The sequence below is a fragment of the Devosia ureilytica genome, from assembly GCF_024273195.1.
Lineage (GTDB): Bacteria > Pseudomonadota > Alphaproteobacteria > Rhizobiales > Devosiaceae > Devosia > Devosia ureilytica.
In genome coordinates, this window is the sequence record NZ_JAMZCU010000002.1 from 18779 (window position 1) to 42001 (window position 23223).

The 23223-nt window shown below is 63.2% G+C and carries 26 protein-coding genes; 13 read left to right on the forward strand and 13 right to left on the reverse strand.

Going from position 1 to position 23223, the window contains the following annotated elements; all coding sequences use genetic code 11:
* The first annotated feature begins 110 nt into the window (after positions 1–110).
* A complete protein-coding gene (locus tag NIM87_RS03990; RefSeq protein ID WP_254673346.1) occupies positions 111–1082 on the forward strand; it encodes a DUF2125 domain-containing protein in 972 nt (323 codons plus the stop codon).
* Here NIM87_RS03990 and NIM87_RS03995 read toward each other — a convergent pair.
* The 3 genes from NIM87_RS03995 to NIM87_RS04005 all read right to left on the reverse strand — a co-directional run bounded on the left by NIM87_RS03995 (position 1079) and on the right by NIM87_RS04005 (position 4365).
* Entirely contained in the window at positions 1079–2050 is a 972-nt protein-coding gene (locus NIM87_RS03995) for a prephenate/arogenate dehydrogenase family protein (protein ID WP_254673347.1), read from the reverse strand. The genes NIM87_RS03990 and NIM87_RS03995 overlap by 4 nt on opposite strands.
* Positions 2047–3141, reverse strand: coding sequence for a histidinol-phosphate transaminase (hisC, locus tag NIM87_RS04000; RefSeq protein WP_254673348.1), 1095 nt, complete (start codon positions 3139–3141; stop codon positions 2047–2049). Before hisC ends, NIM87_RS03995 begins: the two co-directional genes overlap by 4 nt.
* A gap of 492 nt (positions 3142–3633) precedes the next feature.
* The gene (locus NIM87_RS04005) at positions 3634–4365 is read right to left on the reverse strand and encodes a class I SAM-dependent methyltransferase (RefSeq protein WP_254673349.1); all 732 of its coding nucleotides are present in this window, start codon (positions 4363–4365) and stop codon (positions 3634–3636) included.
* A 101-nt stretch (positions 4366–4466) separates the two neighbouring features.
* On the opposite strand from NIM87_RS04005, the gene gloB reads away from it, so the two are divergent.
* Together gloB and NIM87_RS04015 are read left to right on the forward strand one after the other, a co-directional pair.
* Complete coding sequence (gene gloB / locus NIM87_RS04010) at positions 4467–5234, forward strand: hydroxyacylglutathione hydrolase (protein WP_254673350.1); 768 nt, start codon at positions 4467–4469, stop codon at positions 5232–5234.
* A 201-nt stretch (positions 5235–5435) separates the two neighbouring features.
* On the forward strand, positions 5436–5708 hold the full coding sequence (locus NIM87_RS04015; protein WP_254673351.1) for a hypothetical protein: 273 nt from the start codon (positions 5436–5438) through the stop codon (positions 5706–5708).
* A gap of 285 nt (positions 5709–5993) precedes the next feature.
* Here NIM87_RS04015 and NIM87_RS04020 read toward each other — a convergent pair whose 3' ends face one another.
* Positions 5994–6446 (reverse strand): hypothetical protein, encoded by a 453-nt coding sequence (locus NIM87_RS04020; RefSeq protein ID WP_254673352.1) that lies wholly within the window; start codon positions 6444–6446, stop codon positions 5994–5996.
* 185 nt (positions 6447–6631) lie between these two features.
* Here NIM87_RS04020 and NIM87_RS04025 point away from each other — a divergent pair, with 185 nt between their 5' ends.
* On the forward strand, positions 6632–7111 hold the full coding sequence (locus NIM87_RS04025; protein WP_254673353.1) for a VOC family protein: 480 nt from the start codon (positions 6632–6634) through the stop codon (positions 7109–7111).
* Between the two features lie 133 nt (positions 7112–7244).
* Here the strand turns inward: NIM87_RS04025 and fumC are convergent, their stop codons facing one another.
* Together fumC and rpmF are read right to left on the reverse strand one after the other, a co-directional pair.
* Positions 7245–8645 (reverse strand): class II fumarate hydratase, encoded by a 1401-nt coding sequence (fumC, locus tag NIM87_RS04030; protein WP_254673354.1) that lies wholly within the window; start codon positions 8643–8645, stop codon positions 7245–7247.
* 127 nt (positions 8646–8772) lie between these two features.
* Entirely contained in the window at positions 8773–8952 is a 180-nt protein-coding gene (gene rpmF, locus NIM87_RS04035; RefSeq protein WP_126150442.1) for a 50S ribosomal protein L32, read from the reverse strand.
* A gap of 185 nt (positions 8953–9137) precedes the next feature.
* Here rpmF and NIM87_RS04040 point away from each other — a divergent pair, with 185 nt between their 5' ends.
* Positions 9138–9404 (forward strand): BrnT family toxin, encoded by a 267-nt coding sequence (locus NIM87_RS04040; RefSeq protein WP_254673355.1) that lies wholly within the window; start codon positions 9138–9140, stop codon positions 9402–9404.
* Complete coding sequence (locus tag NIM87_RS04045) at positions 9388–9672, forward strand: BrnA antitoxin family protein (protein WP_254673356.1); 285 nt, start codon at positions 9388–9390, stop codon at positions 9670–9672. The genes NIM87_RS04040 and NIM87_RS04045 overlap by 17 nt, the downstream gene beginning before the upstream one ends.
* Here NIM87_RS04045 and NIM87_RS04050 read toward each other — a convergent pair.
* Positions 9669–10379 carry a biosynthetic peptidoglycan transglycosylase gene (locus NIM87_RS04050; protein ID WP_254673357.1) on the reverse strand — a complete coding sequence of 237 codons (711 nt, stop codon included), beginning with the start codon at positions 10377–10379 and terminating at the stop codon, positions 9669–9671. The two genes, NIM87_RS04045 and NIM87_RS04050, sit on opposite strands and share 4 nt — an antisense overlap.
* 111 nt (positions 10380–10490) lie before the next feature.
* Here NIM87_RS04050 and NIM87_RS04055 point away from each other — a divergent pair, with 111 nt between their 5' ends.
* The 5 genes from NIM87_RS04055 to NIM87_RS04075 all read left to right on the forward strand — a co-directional run bounded on the left by NIM87_RS04055 (position 10491) and on the right by NIM87_RS04075 (position 13938).
* Positions 10491–11393 carry a polyprenyl synthetase family protein gene (locus NIM87_RS04055; RefSeq protein ID WP_254673358.1) on the forward strand — a complete coding sequence of 301 codons (903 nt, stop codon included), beginning with the start codon at positions 10491–10493 and terminating at the stop codon, positions 11391–11393.
* A 3-nt stretch (positions 11394–11396) separates the two neighbouring features.
* A complete protein-coding gene (locus NIM87_RS04060; RefSeq protein ID WP_254673359.1) occupies positions 11397–12038 on the forward strand; it encodes an MOSC domain-containing protein in 642 nt (213 codons plus the stop codon).
* Positions 12039–12074: 36 nt separating this feature from the next.
* A complete protein-coding gene (locus NIM87_RS04065) occupies positions 12075–12542 on the forward strand; it encodes a YbaK/EbsC family protein (protein ID WP_254673360.1) in 468 nt (155 codons plus the stop codon).
* Entirely contained in the window at positions 12524–13162 is a 639-nt protein-coding gene (locus NIM87_RS04070; protein ID WP_254673361.1) for a class I SAM-dependent methyltransferase, read from the forward strand. The genes NIM87_RS04065 and NIM87_RS04070 overlap by 19 nt, the downstream gene beginning before the upstream one ends.
* A 350-nt stretch (positions 13163–13512) precedes the next feature.
* Complete coding sequence (locus NIM87_RS04075) at positions 13513–13938, forward strand: PACE efflux transporter (protein ID WP_254673362.1); 426 nt, start codon at positions 13513–13515, stop codon at positions 13936–13938.
* Here the strand turns inward: NIM87_RS04075 and NIM87_RS04080 are convergent.
* Together NIM87_RS04080 and ispG are read right to left on the reverse strand one after the other, a co-directional pair.
* Complete coding sequence (locus NIM87_RS04080) at positions 13935–14384, reverse strand: GNAT family N-acetyltransferase (protein ID WP_254673363.1); 450 nt, start codon at positions 14382–14384, stop codon at positions 13935–13937. The two genes, NIM87_RS04075 and NIM87_RS04080, sit on opposite strands and share 4 nt — an antisense overlap.
* The gene (gene ispG / locus NIM87_RS04085) at positions 14381–15622 is read right to left on the reverse strand and encodes a flavodoxin-dependent (E)-4-hydroxy-3-methylbut-2-enyl-diphosphate synthase (RefSeq protein WP_254673364.1); all 1242 of its coding nucleotides are present in this window, start codon (positions 15620–15622) and stop codon (positions 14381–14383) included. Before ispG ends, NIM87_RS04080 begins: the two co-directional genes overlap by 4 nt.
* Before the next feature lie 122 nt (positions 15623–15744).
* On the opposite strand from ispG, the gene NIM87_RS04090 reads away from it, so the two are divergent.
* Positions 15745–15954 (forward strand): DUF4287 domain-containing protein, encoded by a 210-nt coding sequence (locus NIM87_RS04090; RefSeq protein WP_254673365.1) that lies wholly within the window; start codon positions 15745–15747, stop codon positions 15952–15954.
* Between the two features lie 73 nt (positions 15955–16027).
* The gene (locus NIM87_RS04095) at positions 16028–16312 is read left to right on the forward strand and encodes a YkvA family protein (protein ID WP_254673366.1); all 285 of its coding nucleotides are present in this window, start codon (positions 16028–16030) and stop codon (positions 16310–16312) included.
* A 41-nt stretch (positions 16313–16353) separates the two neighbouring features.
* Here the strand turns inward: NIM87_RS04095 and pyc are convergent, their stop codons facing one another.
* The 4 genes from pyc to NIM87_RS04115 form a co-directional block, all read right to left on the reverse strand.
* On the reverse strand, positions 16354–19794 hold the full coding sequence (gene pyc, locus NIM87_RS04100) for a pyruvate carboxylase (protein ID WP_254673367.1): 3441 nt from the start codon (positions 19792–19794) through the stop codon (positions 16354–16356).
* 102 nt (positions 19795–19896) lie between these two features.
* On the reverse strand, positions 19897–20313 hold the full coding sequence (locus NIM87_RS04105; protein ID WP_254673368.1) for a protein tyrosine phosphatase family protein: 417 nt from the start codon (positions 20311–20313) through the stop codon (positions 19897–19899).
* Positions 20314–20480: 167 nt separating this feature from the next.
* Positions 20481–22019 (reverse strand): putative bifunctional diguanylate cyclase/phosphodiesterase, encoded by a 1539-nt coding sequence (locus NIM87_RS04110; protein WP_254673369.1) that lies wholly within the window; start codon positions 22017–22019, stop codon positions 20481–20483.
* A 151-nt stretch (positions 22020–22170) separates the two neighbouring features.
* The gene (locus tag NIM87_RS04115) at positions 22171–23223 is read right to left on the reverse strand and encodes a quaternary amine ABC transporter ATP-binding protein (RefSeq protein ID WP_254673370.1); all 1053 of its coding nucleotides are present in this window, start codon (positions 23221–23223) and stop codon (positions 22171–22173) included.

The following is a 23223-nucleotide window of genomic DNA, read 5'->3' on the forward strand; positions in this document are numbered from 1 at the left end:
TCCCTGGGGAGGCAGCAGTCTAGCGCATTCCGTCTGTCCCGGGGATAGAGGCGATCTGGCCGCATGCAAACCCGCTTCTGACGGCGCCACGACACAGGTATGAAGAGGCCATGAAGAAGCGAATCACCATTCTTGCCGGCCTCGTGCTGTTCGTCGTTCTCGGCTGGACCGCCGGCTGGTATTTCCTGGCGGGGCAAATCCGCCAGCAGGTAGACCTGCTGGCCCTTGCCGATGGCGAAACCAGCCCGCAGCTGCAATGCGGCACGCTCGATGTTGCCGGCTTCCCGTTCCGCTTCGATATCGACTGCGCCAATGCCAGCCTCGTCTCCGGCGACCTGCTGGTGGAGGTGCCGGGCCTGCGCGCCAGCGCCATGGTCTATCGCCCCACCCATATCGTCGCCTCGGCCCAGGGCCCTGCGCAGCTTTCCGACGCTTTTACCGGCCAGCGGCAGGACGTAGCCTGGGCCACGCTCGAGGCCAGCCTGCGCCTCGACGGCTGGCGCATTTCGCGCCTCTCGGTGCTGGCCAGCGATCTGAGCTGGACCGACCGCCTGTTCGGCGAAACGCTGATCGCCCGCTCGCCGCAGGTCGAGTTGCATCTGCTCGACATCCCAGAGCAGCACAATGCCGAAGCCGGCCGTGCGGCTCTCGCCGGCTATATGCGCGCCCAGGACCTCGAAGCGCCCGGCATTGCCCTGGCGCCAACCAATGCCGAGGTGGAACTGGAGCTGACCGCCCTGCCCGATGACATCCGCAACTGGGGCGCAGTGCCCCTTCTGCCCGATTGGCAACAGGCCGGGGGGAAGTTGCGCATCATCGGCATTCGCGCCAATGACGGCAGTGCCGATTTCAACGCCAGCGGCGAACTCTCACTTGATGCCCAGGGCTATCCCACGGGCGCCATCAGCGTGGATTCGCTGGGCGTCGCCGAACGCATCGGCCCCTATATCGAAGAGCCATGGCGCACGCTGGTGCTGGGCGTTCCTGGCGACGATGGCCGCCACAAGAACCAGCTGACCTTTGCTGGTGGCGGTATTTCGTCCGGCCTCGTTCCCATAGCCGCGCTAGCGCCCTTGTTTTAGGCGTCGTCCCCGCCACCATGCTCGCGCACCAGCGGCACTTCGGGCGTGGGCGGCTGCTCATGCGGGCGGCCGAAGTCGGGCGCCGCGGTTTCCTGCCCTGCATTGATGATCGAGCGGCGGATGGCGCGTGTGCGGGTGAACATGGCTTCGAGCGCTGCGCCATCGCCATTGCGCACCGCGCGTTGCAGCATCGACAGGTCCTCGTTGAAGCGCCCCAGCATTTCGAGCACGGCGTCCTTGTTGGTCAGGAAGACGTCACGCCACATCACCGGGTCGGAGGCGGCGATACGGGTGAAATCGCGAAAGCCCGAGGCCGAGAACTTGATCACTTCGGACTGCGTCGTCGCCTCGAGGTCTGCCACCGTACCCACGATATTATAAGCGATAAGGTGCGGAATATGGCTGGTAATGGCCAGCACCATGTCGTGGTGCGCCGCGTCCATGCATTCTACCGACGAGCCCATCTCCTGCCAGAAGGCCACGAGCCTGTCGGTGTCGGCCTGCGGCACGCCTGAGGTTGGGGTCAGGACGCACCAACGCCCGGCAAAGAGCTCCGCAAAGCCCGCCGCAGGACCCGAATGCTCGGTGCCGGCAATCGGATGGCCGGGTATGAAGCTGACGCCCGCCGGCACATGCGGGCCGACCACCTTGACCACATGCGCCTTGACCGAACCGACGTCGGAAAGGATGGCGCCCTGTTCCAGATGCGGCCCGATGGCAGCGGCCAGCGCGCGATAGGCGCCAACCGGCGCGCACAGAATGACAAGGTCGGCGCCGCGCACCGCTTCGGTAGCATCGAGCGTATAGATATCGCCCAACCCCAGATCGCGCGCCTCGTCCAGCGTTTCCTGGCGGCGCGTGGCAATGGAGATCACCTCCACCAGCCCCTGCCGCCGGGCGGCCAGGGCAATGGACGAGCCAATCAGCCCGATGCCGATCAGGGCCAGTTTCTTGAAATGCACACTCATAGGCTTTGATCCATGGATGTCAGCACCTGGGCAACGCCGCGCATGGCCGCCTCCGAGCCGATGGAAATGCGCAGGCCCTGGTCAATGCCATAGGATGGACCGATCTCGCGCACGATATAGCCCGCCGCGACCAGGGTATCGAAGGCCCTGGCCGCCAGAGCCGGCGTTTCAAACAACACCATGATGAAATTGGCCTGGCTGGGCACCACCCGCATGCGATTGCCCTGCAATTGCGTGGTCAGCCAGTCGCGCCAATGGGCATTATGCGCCTTGAGGCGTTCGTTGAACTCCAGGTCGCGCGCCGCTGCGGCCCCCGCCATCTGTGCCGGCAGGTTGACGTTGAATGGCCCGCGGATGCGATTGATCGCATCAACGATATGGTCTGGTCCGACCATCCAGCCAATGCGGGCGGCCGCCAGCCCCATCTTGGAGAAGGTGCGCACCATGACGACGTTCTGCTGTTCATGAACGAGGTCCAGGCCCACCGAGAAATCTTCGGCGGTGACATATTCAGCATAGGCGTTGTCGATGACGAGCAGGATATCGGGCCGCAGCCCGGCATGCAGCCGCCGCACTTCGGCGTCCGAAAGATAGCTGCCCGTGGGATTGTTGGGATTGGCCAGCCAGATCACTTTGGTGCGCGCGGTGACGGCGGCCAAAAGCGCATCAACATCAGCACGATAGTCGACCTCGTCCACCATGACGATTTTCGCCCCGGCAGCCATGGTGATGATCGGATAGACCGAAAAGCCATAGCGGTTCATCACCGCCTCATCGCCTTCACCCAGATAGGTCTGGGCCAGAAGGTGCAGCAAATCATCCGAGCCATTGCCGCAGACAATGCTGGCCGGGTCTACCCCATGCACTTCCCCCAGCGCCTCGCGCAGCACCCGCGACGAGCCTTCCGGGTAGATTTCGAGCTTTGCCGCCGCTTCGATCATCGCAGAGAGCGCCTTGGGGCTGGCGCCAAGCGGGGATTCATTGGCCGAAAGCTTGATCGATTTAGTGCCCGCCGCGCCGGATTTTCCCGGCAAATAGGGCGCGATATCAAGAATGCCGGGCTGCGGCGTGGGACGATTTTTATCGGACATGGCAGAGTTCAACTGGGCAGGAAAACCGCGCGGACCTTATGCAATGGGGAACGCAAACGCAAAGCCTCTCTCGCTCGGTTGCTGGCTATCAGCGCCGATATCCGCACGACGCTGGGCGTCTGCGGCTGCACGGTGAAAAGCGGCTTTCGCCCCGAAGGTTTTAGTAAAGAAGAGGCGAAAGCCGCTTCCCACGACCGGGATTTCTTGCGCATGCATCGAGCGGCCCCGTTTTGCGGTTGCCCATCCCCTTGGCAGTCGGCGCAGACCTTTGGCCCGGATGCAAAACATCCGTCGCCGCCTGTCGCCAGTCGCTTCGGTTGAGCGGCCGGTGGTCAGCATACACGCATCCGGCTAGGCGACCCCAACCAGCCCGTCTCCCCACCCGATGCTTCGTCGGCATCGCGTGTTGTCGGTGGGGACGGGCAGAGTATGGGGGAAGGTTGAGGGGGCGGGGATTACTTTTGTGTTGCTAGCAAATTCGAAGCGGAGCATTCAGCCGCTTCGCGCCGTCGCCGCGCTCAGCCCCGGCAGGCGGACATAGCGTTCGGCCTTTTTGCGCCGCGGCACCGCTGGAAACGCCTCCTTGCGGGCACGGATGCAGATGACCCCGCTCATGGCCGGACCGAACAGACGCCCGAAACGTTCGAAAAAGCGCGGATATTTGACCACCAGCCGCGATTGGAACGGGGGCAGGAACAGCGCATCGCGCCAAGCCTCGGGCACGAAACTGTGGTCGCGCAAGAGCTTTTCCAACTGCCCGCCCGAATAGGGATTGCCCTGCCCGAAGGGCGTATTGTCGCGCTGCGCCCAGATCCCCCTGCGGCGCGGCACCACCAGCAGCAGATACCCATTTGGCGCGGTAATGCGCCAGAGCTCGCGCATCAGTTCCTCGGCATCGGCCACATGTTCGAGCGCATGGATAGCCAGTGTCATGTCAATCGCCGCGTCGGTGAGCGGCATTTCGAGCGGATCGCAGAGCACGGTGTGCGACGGGCCCTCGCGCGGCCAGGCCGAGGCACCCTGTCGTTCGGGCATCAGCGCCAGCACCCGCTCGGAGGGCTCCAGCGCAAAGCGCAGATAGGGCGTGGCAAACCCCAGCCCCAACACGCGCTTACCCCGCAGGTCGCCGGCCAGGTCGATCACCTGTTCGCGCACCAACGCCCGCGACAGGCGCCCGAGCGGGGATTTGTAATAATCGATGAGGCGGACGACATCGCTGGTCATGACAAGACAGTGCCAAAGCCACGGGAACTTGTCCAATCCGGCATTGTCATCGGCGCGCGCGCTCCCTAGCTTGCGGCCAATTGACAAGAAGGAGACCGGACATGGGTCTGATCGTGGACGTTTTCGCCGCCCGCAGCGATAATTTTGGCTATCTCGTGCATGACGAGGCGACTGGCCGCACCGCCGCCATCGACGCACCCGAGGCCGGCCCGATCCGCAATGCCCTGTTGCAGCGCGGTTGGACCCTCACCGACATCTTCATCACCCACCACCATGTCGACCATGTCGAAGCAATCCCCGAACTGAAAGCCGCCTTCGGCACCCGCGTCGTCGGCCCGCGCGACGAGGCGGACAAGATCGCCGACCTCGATGAACTGGTGGGCGATGGCGACACCATTACCCTGGGAGAAAGCGCATTCGAAGTGATCGCGACGCCGGGCCATACGCTGGGCCATGTGGTGTTTTACGACCGTGCCGGGGGCCATCTGTTCTCGGCGGACGCGCTGTTTTCTCTCGGCGTCGGGCGCATGTTCGAGGGCACACCCGGTCCCATGTGGGACGGTATCAAGCGCCTGCGCGCCCTGCCCGACGAAACCCTGGTCTATTGCGGGCACGAATACACCCAATCCAACGCCCGCTTCGCGCTTTCGGTTGACCCCGACAATGCAGCGCTCAAGGCCCGCGCCGCCGAGGTGGATGCGCTGCGTGCCGCCGGCAAGGCAACGATCCCGTTCTCACTGGGCGAGGACAAGGCGGCCAATCCGTTCCTGCGCGCCGATGCCCCTGAACTGGCCCGCCACTATGGCCTTGAAGGCGCTGATCCCGCAGAGGTCTTTGCCGCCATCCGCAAGGGAAAGGACACCTTCTAGCCCCTCCGCAGGCCCTCCCAGCGCGCAAATTGTTTTCGGGGCTGTCCAGCATTGGGCGGCCCCGCTTCACACTTGGCTGTGAAGTGATCACGTTTGCGGATCGAACTTCGTTAACAAACTGTTACCATCTGGCACGGCGCTTGCCCCTATGGAGGCATAGCGTCGCAAGGTCTGTGCCATTCCGGCACAGGGCGGCCCGAAATGGTACAGATGATGTCCGATCTGGCACAAAGCGAAACACCCCGTCCGGGCCTGCCCATGGTTTTGGCGCCGGCTGCGCCGCGTCCGTCGTTGGCACGCAGTGCCCCTGCTGCCGCCTTTGTCAGCCAGTTGCTGGCCGCGCGAGCCGCCCTGCCGACCCAACGAGCCCGCCGCCGCGGCACCGCCGAAGGTGCCATCGGCGCCTATGGACACACAGCCCGCATCGCCGAGCGCCGCATGCCGCAGGGCTATCGCAAGACGATTGTGGCCTGAGTTTTTGAAGCTTCGCGTTCCCGAACCGAAAACCGCGTCGCACCTTTCCGGGAAACGCCTGGCTAGACCGTTTCACGTTTCGCTGAACGCGCTGCCCTCTTTCCTCCCTCCCCCTTGGGGGGAGGGTAGCGACGCTAGGCCGACAGGCCCTAGCAGAGCTGAGGTGGGGGTGACGCGACCTCCAAAGGCTCCGAGCAAGAGGACATGCCGACACCCCCACCCTCGGTCCCTCCCCACAAGGGGGAGGGAGGCGATGGAACCGCGTCCGCCTGAGTGTGAAATGATCTAGCTCATCGACACGTCGCGGCTGGCGCTGGTGATCGAAACGGTAAACCCGGCCACGACATCGATCAGGCTCATGACCATGAGCAGGAAGAACACCGAGCTGGACGCCGCGCCCACCAGCAGGAACTCGACCAGGAACGCCACGAAAACCACCATGGACAGCATATGCTCGATGATCGATGAGCGCGCCGTATTGGTGGATTTGAGCACTTCAAAAAACAGCAGCAATATGCCCACGACGAGGAGAAAATCGCCCGCCGTGATCGCCCATGGCATGCCTGAGGGCATGGGGATGGAGAAAAGCCCCGCGCCCCAATTGACCGGATTGCCCGCGAAAAACAGGAACACGACCAGGTTGTAGAGCACGAAGGGCACAACCAGCAGCGGGACGATGAAGCCATTGCCCCGTGGACGCTGCACGCGGCCCGTTGGCAGAATGACGGTTTCGCTCATGGTCTGGTCTCCGCTGATCTGCGCCACCATGCCAGAGCTTGCGCCTTGGCGGAAGAGTGCCGCGCAGGACAAGAAATGCCCCGGCCCTGTTCAACTCAGCTTCGCCCGAACGTCGCACCCTTGCGCACCGTTCCACCGGCGCGCCACAATCGCGGTCACCGGACCGGCATATGAGGAGAACTTCCATGCCCAACGCCAAGAACACAATCTGTATCTGGTACGATACTGGCGCCGAGGACGCCGCCAATTTTTACGCCCAGACTTTCCCCGACACCCAAGTGACGGCCGTGCATCGGGCGCCCAGCGACAATCCCTCCACCAAGGCCGGGGCGGTGCTGACAGTGGAATTCACCGTCATGGGCATTCCCTGCATCGGGCTCAATGGCGGGCCGGCCTTCAAGCACACCGAGGCGTTCTCGATGCAGATCGCCACCGAGGATCAGGCCGAAACCGACCGCTATTGGAACGCCATCGTCGGCAATGGCGGGGAAGAGAGCATGTGCGGCTGGTGCAAGGACAAATGGGGTATTTCCTGGCAGATCACCCCGCGCGCGCTAAGCGACGCCATGCAACAGGGCGGCCAGATCGCCAAGCGCGCCTTCGATGCCATGATGGATATGAAAAAGATCGACGTGGCGAAGATCGAGGCCGCGGTGAGGGGCTGAGGGGCAGTCCCTCAACCACAGGATCGCCCTCGGGCCTGACCCGAGGGCCGCTCCGCACGAGCACCGGGCCTGGTGTCGCCGGTCCTCGGGTCAAGCCCGAGGACGGCATCGTGCCTGTGTAAAAAGTTCCGGTCTATTTCTTGAGCTTGAGCGGCCCGACCATCTGTTCGGGCTTGACCTCGGCATCGAATTCTTCCGCCGTCAGCAGGCCCAGTTCAATCGCCGTCTCCTTCAGCGTCGACCCGTTCTTGTGCGCCGTCTTGGCGATCTTGGCAGCGTTGTCATAGCCAATCTTGCGGTTGAGCGCCGTCACCAGCATCAGTGACTGGTCGACCAGCTGCTTGATGCGTTTGTGGTCGGGCTCGATGCCAGTGGCGCAGTTGTCATTGAACGACTTGGCCGCGTCGGCCAGGAGCCGCACGCTTTGCAGGAAATTGTAGGCGATGACGGGCTTGAAGACATTGAGCTCGAAATTGCCCTGGCTGGCCGCAAAGCCGATGGCAGCATCATTGCCCATGACCTGGGCGACGACCATGGTCATGGCCTCGGACTGGGTCGGATTGACCTTGCCGGGCATGATCGAAGACCCCGGCTCGTTCTCGGGAATGGTGATTTCGCCCAGGCCCGAGCGCGGACCGGAGGCCAGCCAACGCACGTCATTGGCGATCTTCATGAAGGCGACGGCCAATTGCTTGAGCGCCCCCGATGTGCCCACGAAGGCATCGTGCCCGGCCAGGAGCGCGAACTTGTTCGGCCCGGTCTTGAAGTCACGGCCCGTGAGCGCGGCAATTTCGGCGGCAACGGTAACGGCATAATCGGGGTGGGCATTGAGCCCGGTACCGACGGCGGTGCCACCCAGGGCCAGTTCCTTCAATTGCGGCATGCTCGATTTGATGGCCGCCAGCGCATAATCGATCTGCGCCACCCAGCCCGAGATTTCCTGGCCCAGCGTCAGCGGAGTGGCGTCCTGCAAATGGGTGCGACCGATCTTGACCACGTCCATATAGTCGTCGGCCTTTTTGGCCAAGGTGTCGCGCAGCAGCAGAACGCGCTGGTAAAGGTAGCCCTCCACCGCCTCGACCGCTGCGATATGCATGGCGGTGGGATAGGTGTCGTTGGAGCTCTGGCTCATGTTGACGTGGTCATTCGGGTGCACCGGCTTTTTCGAACCCATGGTGCCGCCGGCCATTTCGATGGCGCGGTTGGAAATGACTTCGTTGACATTCATATTGGACTGGGTGCCCGAACCGGTCTGCCAGACCACCAGCGGAAAGTGATCGGCAAGCTTGCCGGCGATCACTTCGTCGGCGGCAGCAACCACCAGGTCACGGGTTGCCTCGTCCATCAGGCCGAGCTTGAAATTGGCCAGCGCCGCAGCCTTTTTCAGAATGCCGAAGGCGGTGATGATCTCGACCGGCATTTTCTCGCCGCCGATATCGAAGTTCATCAGGCTGCGAGCGGTCTGCGCGCCGTAATACTTATCGTTCGGAACCTCAATGGTGCCCATGGTGTCCGATTCGACGCGCGTGCTCATCTCTTGCCTCTGCTCCGGTTTGGCCGCTTCTGGTTTGGCGGCAGTAACAACAAAAACGGCCGACCCATTGCGGGGTCGGCCGTCGAAATATCAGACTTTGGCCATCAGCGCCAAAGCGCCTTTCGGCTTAGTTCTTTGCCGCGAGGATCTGACGACCGCGGTACATGCCGGTCTTGAGATCAACGTGGTGCGGACGGCGCAGCTCACCCGAATCCTTGTCTTCGACATAGGTGGGGTTGGCGATAGCGTCGTGCGAGCGGCGGAAGCCGCGCTTCATCGGCGAGGTCTTGCGTTTTGGCACTGCCATGGTCGGTACTCCGAATTCAAAATCGTTGCGCCGCCAAAAGCGGCCAGAGACGTGTCTCTGTCAGGATTGGTGGGGTCTATAGAGCATGAGCGCACCCTTGGCTAGGGGTTTTGTGATTCCAGCACCGTCTTGCAGGTCATAATTATTGTATGTACATTAATACAAGGCTTTGGGGGAAGCTCAGCGTGTATGAGTGGGACAAGGCAAAGGATGCTGCAAACCGGCTGAAACACGGCATCGGGTTTGATCGCGTCGAGGAATTCGACTGGTCCAACGCCGCATTCCAGCAGGACAATCGTTTCGATTATGGCGAGGAGCGATTCCGCGCCTTCGGCCACATAGGCGAGCGCCTGTACTGCCTTGCATACGCTCTACGTGGAGACAATATCAGGATTATCAGCCTACGCCCCATGCACAAGAAGGAGGCAAGGAACCATGGCCTCGAAGACTAAAGGCCCACCGCCGGAGGATTACGACCCGGCCGCTCCGCTGACCGATGCGGAAATCAAGACACTGCGCCCAGCGCGGGAGTTCTTCGCCGAACGTGGCATCCCCATGCCGGTGCCGCGCAAGGTGGGTCGACCGAGGCAGGATGAGAACAAGGTTCGCGTCACCATGCGTCTGGATGCCAAGATTGTTGACCATTTCAAGAACCAGGGCCCGGGTTGGCAGACGCGCATCAATGAAGTGCTTGCTGAAAAAGTCGCCAAGAGCCGCTAGAGCGCCAGCACCCCGTCCTGCCCCACGCAACTGGCCCGCTCGCCATATTGGCGGGCCCGGTTCTGCACAATGCCGGCCAGGCGCAGCAGCCCGGCGTTGGGGCGCGCCGGATTGCGCAGGATCGGATTGGGCAGGGTGACGGCCAGCAGGCTCGCGGTCTGCCAATCAAGGTTCTGCGGCTCACGCCCAAAGGCGCGCAGCGCTCCGGCCGCAATTCCAAACTCGCCCTGCGGCCCCCATTCGGCGATGTTGAGGTAAATCTCCATGATCCGCTTTTTGGGGAGGACCAGGTCGATATAGAGCGCCAGCGGCACTTCGAGCGCCTTGCGCACCGCGCTCTGCTGGTTCCAGAGGAACAGATTACGCGCCACCTGCATGGTGAGCGTGGACGCCCCGCGCGTCTCCCGGCCCGCCAGGTAATTGGCGACTTCGTCCCGCAAGGCAGCGACATCCACGCCCCAATGGCGGCAGAACTGTCCATCCTCCGAGAGGATCACCGATGCTTTCAACCGATCCGAAATGTCATCAATATCGCGCCACTCCCGCACCATGGGCTGGCCGCTGAGCATGCGAGCGAGCATGGGCACCGAGAGCGGTTGGACAACGAGATAGAGCGGGGTCAGCACCAGCGGAATGGCGACCACCACCGCGAGGACGCCAAGGGGGATGCGAAGATGCCGCCAGATAGATTTTTTGCGCCGGGCCATGGGGCGCTTCATAGCGGGACGGTCAAAGCAGGCCAAGAGGGTGGATCGGCCGCAAGCCGAGACGAGTGAGGGGGATTGCCCCATCTCCCACTCCGGGCTAGCAACATGGCCATGTACGACTTTTCCGCCGACAGCGCCGACTGTGCCCGAGCCATCGAAGCCGGGCTCTCCGACTATCTCAGCGGCGCGCGGCTTTCGGGGCCAGGTCCGGCTGCCGACAGGGTCATTGCGGCAATGCGCCACGGCAGCCTTGAAGGCGGCAAGCGTCTCCGCCCCCTCCTGGTGCGCCAGGCCGCTGCCATTTTCTCCGTGCCCCGCGACGCCGCCTTGCAGGCGGGCATGGCAGTGGAAATGGTGCATTGCTATTCGCTGATCCACGACGACCTGCCGGCCATGGACGATGACGACCTCCGGCGTGGACGCCCCACAGTCCACAAAGCCTATGACGAGGCCACCGCCATACTGGCGGGAGACGCCCTGCTCACCCACGCCTTTGCAATCCTTGCCGCCCCGGCCTGCCACGATGATGCCGAGGTACGCATCCGCCTGGTTGCCGAATTGGCCCTTGGGAGCGGCGCCGGTGGCATGGTTGGCGGGCAGATGCGCGATATCGAAGGCGAAACCAGCGGTTTCACCGAGGCCGAGATTGCCACCATGCAGGCGATGAAGACCGGCGCCCTGATCCGCGCCAGCGTCCGCATGGGTGCCATTCTGGGTGGCGCCGACCCGCGCGCGCTTTCCGCGCTCACCGCCTATGCCGAGGCCGCCGGCCGCGCCTTTCAGCTCGCCGATGACATTCTCGACGTTACCGCCACATCCGAGGCCATGGGCAAGGCCACCGGCAAGGATGCGGCCTTGGGCAAGCAGACGGTCGTGGCGCGGCTGGGTCTGGAGGGCGCCCGCGCCATGCTCAATGCCACAGTGCATGAAGCCATTTCGGCCCTGCGCACGTTTGGACCCAGGGCAGATGGCCTGCGCGCCACTGCCCATTATTTTGCCAGCCGGGAGAAATAGGCCATGGCCATTCTGCAAAGCGTCAATATCGGCCAGCCCAGACCCATTCCCGCCAAGTCGGCCATGACCGGCATCTACAAGGAGCCGATTGCCCAGGATGCTGAAGTCGAGGTGACGCGGCAGGGGCTTGAGGGTGACGCCATTATCAACCGCAAGCATCACGGCGGTGTCGACCAGGCCGTCTATGTCTATTTCGCCGACGACTATGCCTATTGGAGCAAGGTGCTGGAGCGTGACATCGCCCCCGGCACCTTTGGCGAGAACCTGACTATTGGCGGCGTCGAGGGGCGCGAGGTGGCCGTGGGCGACCGGTTCGAGATCGACGATGTTGTGCTCGAAGTGACCTCGCATCGCACCCCTTGCGCGGTCTTTGCCGCTCGCATGGGCAATCCCGCCTGGCTCAAGCAGTTCATGAAGGCCGGCCGCCCCGGCGCCTATTGCCGGGTGATCGAACCGGGACATTTGAAGGGCGGCGAACCGGTGCTGCACCGCCCCTTCGATGGCGACCGCATCACGGTCAGCCAATTGCTCGCGCTCGAAGGCGCACGCGATATCGAGCCTGAACTGATGCAGCGCATTCTGAGGACCCCGGTGCATTACAAGATGCGCGCCGATTACGAGCAGCGCCTGGCAACCCTGTTTTGAGCGCGGCCCTGCAATGCAAATAGCCAGGACCAATTCATGAGCCTTGATACCGTTCGCGCCGATCTCGCCGCCCGCGCACCGGACCTTGAAGTCATCGTCACCCCGGACTCCACCGCCACCGTGCAACTGGCCGCCGTGGTGCACGGGGTCGAGCCGGGGCAGATTGCCAAGACGCTCTGCATAAGGGTGCGGGACGAGGAGGTGCTGCTGGTCACCCGCGGCGACGCGCGGCTTGACAACCAGAAATCCAAATCGGCCTTTGGTGGCCGCCCGCGCATGCTGGGGGCCGAAGACGTGCTTCGCCTGACCAGCCATCAGGTGGGCGGCGTCTGCCCCTTCGGCCTTCCAGCGCCGCTGCCGATCTACCTCGATAGCTCGCTCAGGATTTATGACCTCGTCATCCCCGCAGCGGGCGACACCCACTCCTCGGTCAAGCTCTCGGTCGAGCGGCTGGCGGAACTGTGCGGCGGCAGATGGGTCGATGCATGTCAGCCGCCAGCGTGAAGCAGCGCGCCGCACGCTTCATCCGCGAGCGCCTGACGCTGAAGGCCCTGCCCTTCCGTCCCGACATCACGCTCTATTCCCCAACCCCGCAAAGTGGGCTCAACGGCTGGCTGACCAGCGAGGGGCTGGAGCGGACGCCGCCTTATTGGGCCTATGCCTGGGGCGGCGGAGCGGCGCTGGCGCTTTATCTCCGCGATCATCCCGAGGCTGTTTTGGGCAAGCGCGTGCTCGATTTCGGAGCGGGTTCCGGGCTGGTGGGCATCGCTGCGGCCAAGGCGGGCGCGGCATCGGTATTGGCCGTCGAACCGGACCCGGTCGGACAGGTGGCCCTGCGCCTCAATGCCGAAGCCAACAACGTTTCTCTGGCGCTCTGGACCGAACCGGCGCTGCCGCCGGTTGATATCATCCTGGCGGGGGATATCTTCTACCTCCCCGAGGTGGTCGGCAGGACGCTGCCAATTCTGCTGGATGCCGCCGCGCAGGGCGCAAATGTTCTGGTTGGCGACCCCTTCCGGCGCGATCTTCCGCTTGACCGGCTCGATCTGCTGATCGAATACGCCGTGGCCGACATGGGCGGCAGCGCCCCGGTTCGCGCCGGGGTCTTTGCCCTGCGTCCCTAGACCGTTTCACGTTTAGCTGAACGCGCGGCCCTCTTGCCGCCCTCCCCCTTGTGGGGAGGGACCGAGGGTGGGGGTGTCGGCCTGTCCTCTTGCTCGGAGCCTTTGGAGGTCGCGTCACCCCCACCCCAGCTCTGCGATGGCCTGTCGGCCTCGCGTCGCTACCCTCCCCCCAAGGGGGAGGGAGGCGATGGAACCGCGTCCGCCTGAGTGTGAAATGATCTAGACCATCAGCAATGCTCCGGCGCCCTTGCACACTCTGGCAAGCCGGATTAAATCCACGAACCAGCGAGGACGACCTCCCCCATTTCGGGATCAGCGTTCGGGACGGCCCGGAACTCATGGAGCTTTCCATGCGGACCACCGCCGACCGTATCCGCCACGCCATTTCCTTTGAGGTCATCGGCATTTTGATCGCAACGCCGCTCGCGGCTTTGGTCTTCCACCTGCCCGCCGGCGACAGCGCCGTCATCATCATCGGCAGCGCCACTGTCGCCATGGCGTGGAACTACGTCTACAACCTCATTTTTGATCGGGCGATGAACCGCTTTGCCGGCACAACGCTGAAAACAGCGCCCATCCGCATCGCCCATGCCATGCTGTTCGAACTGGGCCTGCTGCTCATGCTCATGCCGCTCATTGCCTGGTATCTGGGCATTTCACTCTGGCAGGCCCTGGTCATGGATTTCGCTTTCGCCCTTTTCTACATGGGCTATGCGCTAATCTTTAACTGGGCCTATGACCGCGTGTTCCCCCTGCCCGAGTGGCAGAAATCCTAACCGGGCAGCCGCGCAAGAATGAGCGCGGCCTCGGCCACGAATGCCACGGCACGCTCATTCTCCTGCTCCACCGCAAAGCCCAGCCGCCGATGCAGCCGCAGCGAGGCGACATTGCCGCGCCGCACATGACTGCGCAGCGTCACCGGCCCGAGCCCTTTCAATAGGTCCGCCATGGCGCGCCCAAGCGCGGCGATAGTCGGCGAGCTTCGATGTGCAGGGTGAATGGCCAGGCCGCCAACGAACCAATTGTTGTCCGCCACCGGCCAGAGACAGCCATAGGCCACCAGCGCGCCGTCGCGGTGGACGCTGGCCCATTCGGACCGCTGCAGGCTGGCCGTCAGCGCCTGTCTATGCGTTTCTGCGTCCAGCGGCCCACCATCGGGACCCTTGAGACAGAGGAGATCAAGCGCCAGAACCGCCTCCAGCGCCGGCTTGTCGCCGCTCACTCCGCCGCGTCCTGCTTTCCGGCCCCGAATTTCTTTTCGATATAATCGGCGACCATGACCTTGAACTGGTCGGCGACGTCGGCCCCACGCAGGGTCGCGACCTTGTGCCCGTCAACAAACACCGGTGCAGCCGGGGTCTCGCCGGTGCCCGGCAGGGAAATGCCGATATTGGCGTGCTTGCTCTCACCCGGCCCGTTGACGATGCAGCCCATCACCGCCACCGAGAGCGTCTCGACGCCCGGATAGCGCTCGCGCCACTCCGGCATCGAAGTGTTGAGGTGGTCCTGAATGTCCTTGGCCAGCGACTGGAACGTGGTCGAGGTGGTCCGCCCGCAACCGGGGCACGCCGCCACCACCGGCAGGAACTGCCGGAAACCCATGGTCTGCAGCAATTCCTGCGCCACCTTGACCTCGGTGGTGCGATCCCCGCCTGGCTCGGGGGTGAGGGAAATGCGAATGGTGTCGCCAATTCCCTGTTGCAGCAGGATGCCCAGCGCCGCCGAGGAGGCGACGATGCCTTTTGATCCCATGCCTGCCTCGGTCAGCCCCAGATGCAGCGCATAATCGCAACGGGCGGCCAAGTCCTCGTAGACCGCGATCAGGTGCTGGACGTCTGACACCTTGGTGGAAAGGATGATCCGCTCGCGGGCCATGCCCAGCTCTTCGGCCCGCTGCGCCGAGAGCAGCGCCGACTGGATGATCGCCTCGCGCTGCACTGCGGCGGCCGAAATCGGCGCGACGGAGGCAGCGTTTTCATCCATCAGGCGCGTCAGCAGTTCCTCGTCGAGCGACCCCCAATTGACCCCGATCCGCACCGGCTTGTCATAGCGATTGGCGATCTCGATCAGCGTCGAAAACTGCGTGTCGCGCTTGGCCTTGAACCCGACATTGCCCGGGTTGATGCGATACTTGGCCAGCGCCTCGGCACAGGCTGGATGATCGGTGAGCAGCTTGTGGCCGATATAGTGGAAGTCGCCCACCAGCGGCACGTCATAGCCCATGCTTTGGAGGCGGTCGCGGATCACCGGCACCGCCGCCGCGCTCTCGTCTCGATCAACAGTTATGCGCACGATTTCCGAGCCGGCGCGCGCCAACTGCATGACCTGCCGAACCGTCGCGTCGATGTCTGCGGTATCGGTATTGGTCATGGATTGGACAACCACGGGGGCGCCGCCGCCCACCATGACGCCACCCACATCAACTCCAACAGACTGCCTGCGCGGCGCCGCTCCGGCCATCAAAACACCTCGTCCAATTGCCCTGACACATAAGCCCCGGGGCGGACCGGCGCAATATTGGAAACCTGTGTCGAATTGACGACGAGCGCTTCGTTGCGCTGCTATGGACACGGAGACTCACCATGACCTTTGCCGCCTATCTCACCAATATCGAAAAACAAACCGGCGTCTCGCCGGACGAGTTCGTGCGTCTGGCGCGCGCCAGGGGGCTCACCGCCCCCGGCACCAGGGCGACGGCCATCACCGACTGGCTGAAGTCCGAGTACGGGCTGGGCCACGGCCATGCCATGGCCATCGTCAAACTGCTCAAGGATCGCGGGGTCCTCACCTGATCGTCGTCAATTCGTGATCGCGCGATGCTTGAACCGGAGCCGCGGCACAACCACTTGATGGAGCATGATGACCATGCTCCTTTCCCGCCTCGTTCTGTTCCGCAAGGAAGTCGTCCAGCTCTGGAAGGCCTTCCGGGCGCCCGAAACCCCGTTCCACCTCAAGGCGGCAACGCTGTTTGTCGCCTTCTATCTGGTGAACCCCTTCGACATCCTGCCCGATTTCATCCCGCTGCTCGGCTGGGTGGACGATCTTGTCCTCGTGCCACTAATGGTGAGTTGGATCGTCTCGCGCCTGCCTGTGCCGGTCTATGCCGGTAAATACGGCAAGACCGTCGATGGGACGGCCCGGCGGAAGTAACACGGAAAACCAGAAGGCCCGGATCGCTCCGGGCCTTCTTGCTATTCCAATCGCACCAGCAGGTCCTTGGCATCGATCTGGTCGCCGGGCTTGATCAGCAATTCGGCCACCACGCCATCGGCTTCGGCGTGAATGGCCGTTTCCATCTTCATGGCTTCGATCGAGCAGAGCACATCGCCCGCTTGGACGGACTGGCCCTGCTTGACGGCCAGTGTCGAGATGACGCCCGGCATGGGCGCGCCCACCTGCTTGGGGTCGCCCGCCGCAGCCTTGGCGCGCACCTTGACCTCACCGGCCTTCAGCCGATCCGGCACGATAATGGTGCGCGGCTGGCCGTTGAGATCGAAGAAGCAGCGGACCTCGCCCTTTTCATTGGTCGGCGCGCGACCTTGATAGGTGACGACCAGCGTCTTGCCTTTTTCGATATCGACCAGCAGTTCGTCGCCTTCTTCGAGGCCGTAGAAATAGACCGGCGTGGGCAGCACTTCGGTGGGCCCATAGCGATCCTGGGTCTTTTCGAAATCCGAATAGACTTTTGGATACATGAGGAACGAGGCCAGACGATAATCGTCGATGGGCTGTCCCACTTCCTCGGCAATCTTCTTGCGCTCGGCCTCAAGATCAATGGGCTTCAGATAGGAGCCTGGCCGCTCGGTCAGCGCCGTCTTGCCCTTGAGCACCTTCTTTTGCAGCTGTTCGGGGAAGCCGCCCGGCGGCTGGCCCAGGTCACCGGCAAAGAAACCCACCACCGAGTCAGGGAAGGCAATGTCCTTGTCCGGGTTCTCGACATCCTTGCGGGTGATGCCCGCCGAAACCATGGCCAGCGCCATGTCGCCCACCACCTTGGATGAAGGCGTCACCTTGACGATATCGCCGAACATCTGGTTGACGTCGGCATAGGTCTGGGCGACCTCGTGCCAGCGGGTTTCGAGCCCCAGCGAACGCGCCTGTTCCTTGAGATTGGTGAACTGGCCGCCCGGCATTTCGTGGAGATAGACCTCCGATGCGCCGCCCTTCAAGTCGCTCTCGAAGGCGCGGTACTGGGTCCGAACGGCCTCCCAATAGAAGGAAATCTGGCGGATCGCCTTGGCATCGAGCCCGGGATCGCGATCCCCATCGGCCATGGCCGCAACCAGCGAACCCAGGGTCGGCTGGCTCGTGGTGCCGGAAAGCGCATCCATGGCCGCGTCGACCGCATCAACCCCCGCATCCACCGCTGCCAGCACCGTGGCCGCCGCCGCGCCGGACGTGTCATGCGTGTGCAGGTGGATCGGCAGGCCGACCTCCTGTTTCAGGGTCGAGATCAGCTTGCGCGCGGCGGCGGGCTTGAGCAGCCCAGCCATGTCCTTGAGACCGAGCACATGCGCCCCTGCGGCTTCGAGTTCCTTGGCCAGCGCGACGTAATATTTGAGGTCATATTTGGCCCGGTCGGGGTCCAGCATGTCGCCGGTATAACAGACGACACCCTCGCAGACCTTGTTGGCCTCGATCACCGCGTCCATCGAGACGCGCATGTTTTCGACCCAGTTCAGGCAATCGAAAACGCGGAAAATGTCGACGCCCCCGGCGGCCGCCTGCTTGACGAAGAACTGGACGACATTGTCCGGGTAATTGGTGTAGCCCACGCCATTGGAGCCGCGCAGCAGCATCTGGGTGAGGATGTTCGGCGCCCCGGCGCGGACCTTGGCGAGGCGCTCCCACGGGTCCTCGTTGAGGAAGCGCATGGAAACGTCAAAGGTCGCCCCGCCCCAACACTCGAGGCTGAAGAGGTTCGGCAGGCCGCGCGAATAGGCCTGGGCAATGCGGGTGATGTCGAAGCTGCGCATGCGCGTCGCCAGCAGCGACTGATGCGCGTCCCGCATTGTGGTGTCGGTGAACAGGACCCGCGTCTGGTCCTTCATCCACTGCGCAAGGCCGACAGGGCCGTCCCGGTCCAGAATTTGGCGGCTGCCTTCCACCACCGAAAGCGGTGGGAATTCAGGCACGAAGGGCGCCGCGGCCTCGGCCGGCGGACGCGGCCGGTCGCGCACTTCCGGGTGCCCGTTCACGGTCACATCGGCAATATAGGAAAGGAGCTTGGTCGCCCGGTCCTTGCGCGGCTTGAAATTGAAGAGGTCCGGCGTCGTGTCGATAAAGCGCGTCGTATAGCGGTTCTCGAGGAAATCGGGATGGGTAATGATGTTCTCAAGGAACGCCAGATTGGTCGCCACGCCGCGAATACGGAACTCGCGCAAGGCGCGATGCATGCGGGCAATGGCCTCATCGGCGCTTGGTGCCCAGCAGGTGACCTTTTCGAGGAGCGGGTCGTAGTAACGGGTAATGACCGCGCCCGAATAGGCGGTTCCGCCATCGAGGCGTACGCCAAAGCCGGTGGCGCCGCGATAGGCGGTGATGCGGCCATAATCGGGAATGAAATTCTGCTCGGGGTCCTCGGTGGTCACCCGGCACTGAATGGCATTGCCATTGAGCTTGATATCTTCTTGCAGCGGCACACCAGATTCAGGGGTACCGATCACGGCGCCGTCGAGCAGATGGATCTGCGCCTTGACGATGTCGATGCCGGTCACTTCCTCGGTGACCGTATGCTCCACCTGGATGCGCGGGTTCACTTCGATGAAGTAGAATTTGTCCGTGTCGGCATCCATCAGGAATTCGACGGTACCGGCGCCACGATAGTTTGCGGCACTGCCCAGCCGGACGGCGGCGTCGGTCAACTCCTTGCGCACGGCGTCGCTGAGATAAGGCGCGGGCGCGCGCTCCACCACCTTCTGGTTGCGCCGCTGAACCGAGCAGTCGCGCTCGAACAGATGCACCAGATTGCCATGATCGTCGCCGATCAGCTGCACTTCCACATGCCGGGCGCGCTCAATCAGCTTTTCGAGATACATCTCGTCCTTGCCGAAGGCGGCCTTGGCCTCGCGCTTGCCTTCAGACACTTCCGAAAGCAGCGTCTTTTCATCCATGATGCGCCGCATGCCGCGCCCGCCGCCGCCCCAGCTCGCCTTGAGCATCAGCGGATAGCCGATTTCGGCGGCCAGCTTCTTGATGGTCTCGGGGTCGTCCGGCAGCGGCTCTGTGGCCGGCACCACCGGCACATTGCTGGCAATCGCCATATTGCGGGCGGCAACCTTATTGCCCAGGTCGCGCATGGTCTGCGCGCGCGGTCCGATAAAGATGATGCCGGCATCCTCGCAGGCATCAACGAATTCGGGACTCTCTGAAAGCAGGCCATAGCCCGGGTGGATCGCGTCAGCACCGGATATGCGAGCGATCCGAATGTACTCTTCAATTTGAAGATAGGCTTCGACCGGGCCCTTGCCCTTGCCGATCAGATAGGCCTCGTCGGCCTTGAACCGGTGCAGCGCCAGCTTGTCTTCTTCGGCATAGGCCGCCACGGTCTTGAGACCGAGTTCATTGGCGGCACGAAACACGCGAATGGCGATTTCGCTGCGGTTGGCGACGAGAATTTTCTTGATGGTCATCGATGTCCGTTCCGAGCAGGAGGGGGCAAGGACCGCTTGGGTCCGGCTCAGCAAATGCCGACGGACGGGACGGTTGACCGCCCAACCGTCGAAAACCTGATTTCAGTTCTGGCCGAGATATCCGGCCAGGTGGCTCATGTCATATCCTGCCTCAGCGGCCTGGGAGATGATCTGATCGGCGGGGACATCCCCCGCCTGGCTCAGCGCCCACAGCGTCGTCGAGCGCGTACCCGACCGGCAGAAACAGAACACCTTGCCGTCGCTCCCCTCGAGCACGGCCTTGGTGGCATTGACGAGATCGGGGCTCACCCCTTCGCGTCCCAGCGGAATGGCATGATAGGCGAGCCCGGCAGCCTTGGCGGCTGCTTCGATTTCAGCCCCAGCCGGCTGGTCGGGTGATTCCCCGTCCGGCCGGTTGTTGACAATGGCAACAAAGCCCAGGTCCTTGAGCGTTTTGACGTCGTCGGGCTGGATCTGTCCAGAGACGCTGACGTGATCGTTGATCCGCTTCAGTTCCAAGGCTTCTTCTCCCACAAGCCCCTGCGGCAGTCCTTGAAGCGGTCACCACTTCGCGGACGCAGTCACAGGCAGAGCGCCGGCGCGCAATGGCCCGTTATAGCCACGCGGTTGCCGGTGACGCAACTGGCTGTGGCGCAAAGCTGTCACCGAGCTGTCGCAGACCGCGATCAGGCTGCGCACACCACCTGCTGGACGACCAGGGGTTGTGGCCGGCCCAGGTGATAGCCCTGCAGCGCCGTGCAGCCGGCCTCGACCAGCATCTGCAACTGTTCCTCGGTCTCGATGCCTTCGGCCACCACCTCAAGCTTGAGCGAACGGGCAATGTCGCAGACCGCCGAAACGATCATTGCATTGACCGGATTGGCGGCGAAATCCGCGACATAGGTGCGGTCGATCTTGATGATGTCGAAGGCAAAATCGCGCAGATAGTGCAGGCTCGCATGGCCAGCGCCGAAATCGTCGATGGCGACGCGGACACCCATGGCCCTCAGGGTGGTCAGATTGTTCATCTCGACGCTGCCCGCCGCCAGCGGCGCGTTCTCGGTGATTTCGACGATGATGCGCGTCGGTGAGGTGCCGGTCTCGATCAGGATATCGGCAAAGCTCTCGGCAAATTCGGCCCGGCGCAATTGCACCGGCGAGACATTGACCGCCACCGGCCCCTTGAGCCGCGGCAGGTCTGCGCAGGCTCGTCGCAAGACCCATTCGCCCAGCCGGTCGATCAGGCTGCTCTGCTCGGCCACACCGATGAACTGACCCGGCGCAATCGTGCCGCGCACCTTGTGTCGCCAGCGCACCAATGCCTCGTGCGAGCGCACCGTGAGCGTCGCGCTGTCGAACACCGGCTGATAATGCAGCTCCAACTCGTCCATCAGGATGGCGGCGCGCAACTCGCGCTCCACGAAGCGACGATGGCGCTCATCGCCCAGCATGTCCGGATCAAAAGGCACCACGCAACCGCGGCCGGCATGCTTGCCCTTGTAGAGCGCCAGATCGGCAATGGCGATCAGCTCATTGGGGTCGTCGCTGTCGAGCGGCGCCAGCGCCACCCCGATGGTGGCCGAAAGCCGCGTCATCCGCCCCGCAATTTGATGCGGTTCGTTGAGCTGGCGCAGCAGCCGGTCACCCAGGCGGCAGAGGCCACCCTTGTTGTCATGGCCGGGAATGAGCACGCCAAATTCGTCCCCGCCCAGCCGGCCGATGATGGCGTTCGGCATCAGCGCGCGCATCTCGCGCACCAGCGCCACCAGCGCCGCATCGCCCGCGCCATGCCCGGCGCTGTCATTGAGCACCTTGAGATTGTCCATGTCGATCTGCAGATACCCCAGCGCCGACAGCGACCCGCGGTGGGCAAAGCGCTGCAGCTCATCGAGGAAATAGGAGCGCGTAAACGTGCCGGTCAGGGCATCGCGATTGGCCGAGGCCAGGGCTTCGGCCATCGCTGCCTGCGCTTCGGCCAGGCGTCGCCGTAACAGTCTGTGGGCTTGCAACAGCACCACGGGAATGGTGATGGCAAGGCCTGCCATAATCCAGGCGATGACCGATTGGGAACCGAAGCCAAGCAGTGTGGCCAGGCTCAATCCCAGCAGCATGATGGCAAGCAGCCCGATGGTCAGCCGCAGCCAGTCATAGGCCTGGTTGACGAGGGCAAAGTTGGGGCGGACCTGCATGGTGTAACCTGGATGGTCGAGAGCTGGCCCCAGCATGCCCCATCAAGTCTGAATCAATGTTAAATGCCTGATTTATAAGGAAAAACTAGCAAAATCGAAAATCGGGGCGCCACGCTAGTGTCCCTCTGCGACACGCAGATGACAAACCGGGCGCCCCGATGGTCAGGGTTGATCAAGTGTGAATTGGTCAGCTTTCACCCACGCCCGGCGTATAGCGGGCCAGCGCCCCGATGACGCGCTTGGCGGTCACCCGGCCGATCTGCACACCCTTGTCATTGGTGACGCCCACCCATTGATGCTCGGCAAAATAGGGCAGCACGTCCTCGCATCGGGCATTGGCCGGCACCTGGAACTCGCAGGCCTCGAATTCGCCCCGCTCCATGATGGTGCGGACGTGAATGGCGCGCGCCTTGTTCACCTCGCGCACGAATTCCTCGATATGCTCATTGGCGGGCTTGAGCACGATGTCCTCGGGCTTGCCCTCCTGCTGCACCGCCCCGTCCTTGAGCACGGCAATGCGGTCGGCGATCTTGAGCGCTTCGTCGAAATCGTGGGTGATGAAGAGGATGGTCTTGCCCAGGCTCTTCTGCAATTCGACCAGCTGGTCCTGCATGCCCGAGCGGATCAGCGGATCGAGCGCCGAAAAGGCCTCATCCATCAGGATGATGTCGGTGTCGAGCGCCAAAGCCCGCGCCAGGCCAACCCGTTGCTGCTGCCCGCCGGAAAGCTGGCGCGGCTGGCTCTGCTCATAGCCCGAAAGACCCACCGTCTCGATCCATTTGGCGGCCTTTTCCATGCGCTCGGCCTTGGGCACGCCCCGCACTTCCAGTCCATAGGCGACATTGTCGATGACCGAACGATGCGGCAACAGGCCGAACTTCTGAAACACCATGGCAACGGTACTGCGCCGATAGGTGCGCAACTCGGGCAGGCTCATCTTGAGCACGTCATTGCCCTCAACCACGATCTCCCCATCGGTGGGATCGATCAGCCGGTTGACGTGGCGGATAAGCGTTGACTTGCCCGAGCCCGAAAGGCCCATGACCACAAAGATCTGGCCCCGCGCAATATCGAGCGACACATTGTCGAGCCCGACCACGTGATTGGTCTGGGCCTGCACTTCAGCCTTGGACTTGCCTGAGCGCAACAGCGCAAGTGCGCCCTGCGGATCGTTGCCAAAAATCTTGGTGACGCCGCGCATGCGGATGGCAAGGCCGGTATCCTGGTTCATGTCATGCAT

Excerpts from the sequence above, each read along its gene's own strand:
- NIM87_RS03990 (WP_254673346.1), top strand. The coding sequence starts at position 111 with ATGAAGAAGCGAATCACCATTCTTGCCGGCCTCGTGCTGTTCGTCGTT.
- NIM87_RS03995 (WP_254673347.1), bottom strand. The coding sequence starts at position 2,050 with ATGAGTGTGCATTTCAAGAAACTGGCCCTGATCGGCATCGGGCTGATT.
- hisC (WP_254673348.1), bottom strand. The coding sequence starts at position 3,141 with ATGTCCGATAAAAATCGTCCCACGCCGCAGCCCGGCATTCTTGATATC.
- NIM87_RS04005 (WP_254673349.1), bottom strand. The coding sequence starts at position 4,365 with ATGACCAGCGATGTCGTCCGCCTCATCGATTATTACAAATCCCCGCTC.
- gloB (WP_254673350.1), top strand. The coding sequence starts at position 4,467 with ATGGGTCTGATCGTGGACGTTTTCGCCGCCCGCAGCGATAATTTTGGC.
- NIM87_RS04015 (WP_254673351.1), top strand. The coding sequence starts at position 5,436 with ATGGTACAGATGATGTCCGATCTGGCACAAAGCGAAACACCCCGTCCG.
- NIM87_RS04020 (WP_254673352.1), bottom strand. The coding sequence starts at position 6,446 with ATGAGCGAAACCGTCATTCTGCCAACGGGCCGCGTGCAGCGTCCACGG.
- NIM87_RS04025 (WP_254673353.1), top strand. The coding sequence starts at position 6,632 with ATGCCCAACGCCAAGAACACAATCTGTATCTGGTACGATACTGGCGCC.
- fumC (WP_254673354.1), bottom strand. The coding sequence starts at position 8,645 with ATGAGCACGCGCGTCGAATCGGACACCATGGGCACCATTGAGGTTCCG.
- rpmF (WP_126150442.1), bottom strand. The coding sequence starts at position 8,952 with ATGGCAGTGCCAAAACGCAAGACCTCGCCGATGAAGCGCGGCTTCCGC.
- NIM87_RS04045 (WP_254673356.1), top strand. The coding sequence starts at position 9,388 with ATGGCCTCGAAGACTAAAGGCCCACCGCCGGAGGATTACGACCCGGCC.
- NIM87_RS04050 (WP_254673357.1), bottom strand. The coding sequence starts at position 10,379 with ATGGCCCGGCGCAAAAAATCTATCTGGCGGCATCTTCGCATCCCCCTT.
- NIM87_RS04055 (WP_254673358.1), top strand. The coding sequence starts at position 10,491 with ATGTACGACTTTTCCGCCGACAGCGCCGACTGTGCCCGAGCCATCGAA.
- NIM87_RS04060 (WP_254673359.1), top strand. The coding sequence starts at position 11,397 with ATGGCCATTCTGCAAAGCGTCAATATCGGCCAGCCCAGACCCATTCCC.
- NIM87_RS04065 (WP_254673360.1), top strand. The coding sequence starts at position 12,075 with ATGAGCCTTGATACCGTTCGCGCCGATCTCGCCGCCCGCGCACCGGAC.
- NIM87_RS04070 (WP_254673361.1), top strand. The coding sequence starts at position 12,524 with ATGTCAGCCGCCAGCGTGAAGCAGCGCGCCGCACGCTTCATCCGCGAG.
- NIM87_RS04075 (WP_254673362.1), top strand. The coding sequence starts at position 13,513 with ATGCGGACCACCGCCGACCGTATCCGCCACGCCATTTCCTTTGAGGTC.
- ispG (WP_254673364.1), bottom strand. The coding sequence starts at position 15,622 with ATGGCCGGAGCGGCGCCGCGCAGGCAGTCTGTTGGAGTTGATGTGGGT.
- NIM87_RS04090 (WP_254673365.1), top strand. The coding sequence starts at position 15,745 with ATGACCTTTGCCGCCTATCTCACCAATATCGAAAAACAAACCGGCGTC.
- NIM87_RS04095 (WP_254673366.1), top strand. The coding sequence starts at position 16,028 with ATGCTCCTTTCCCGCCTCGTTCTGTTCCGCAAGGAAGTCGTCCAGCTC.
- pyc (WP_254673367.1), bottom strand. The coding sequence starts at position 19,794 with ATGACCATCAAGAAAATTCTCGTCGCCAACCGCAGCGAAATCGCCATT.
- NIM87_RS04110 (WP_254673369.1), bottom strand. The coding sequence starts at position 22,019 with ATGCTGGGGCCAGCTCTCGACCATCCAGGTTACACCATGCAGGTCCGC.
- NIM87_RS04115 (WP_254673370.1), bottom strand. The coding sequence starts at position 23,223 with ATGCATGACATGAACCAGGATACCGGCCTTGCCATCCGCATGCGCGGC.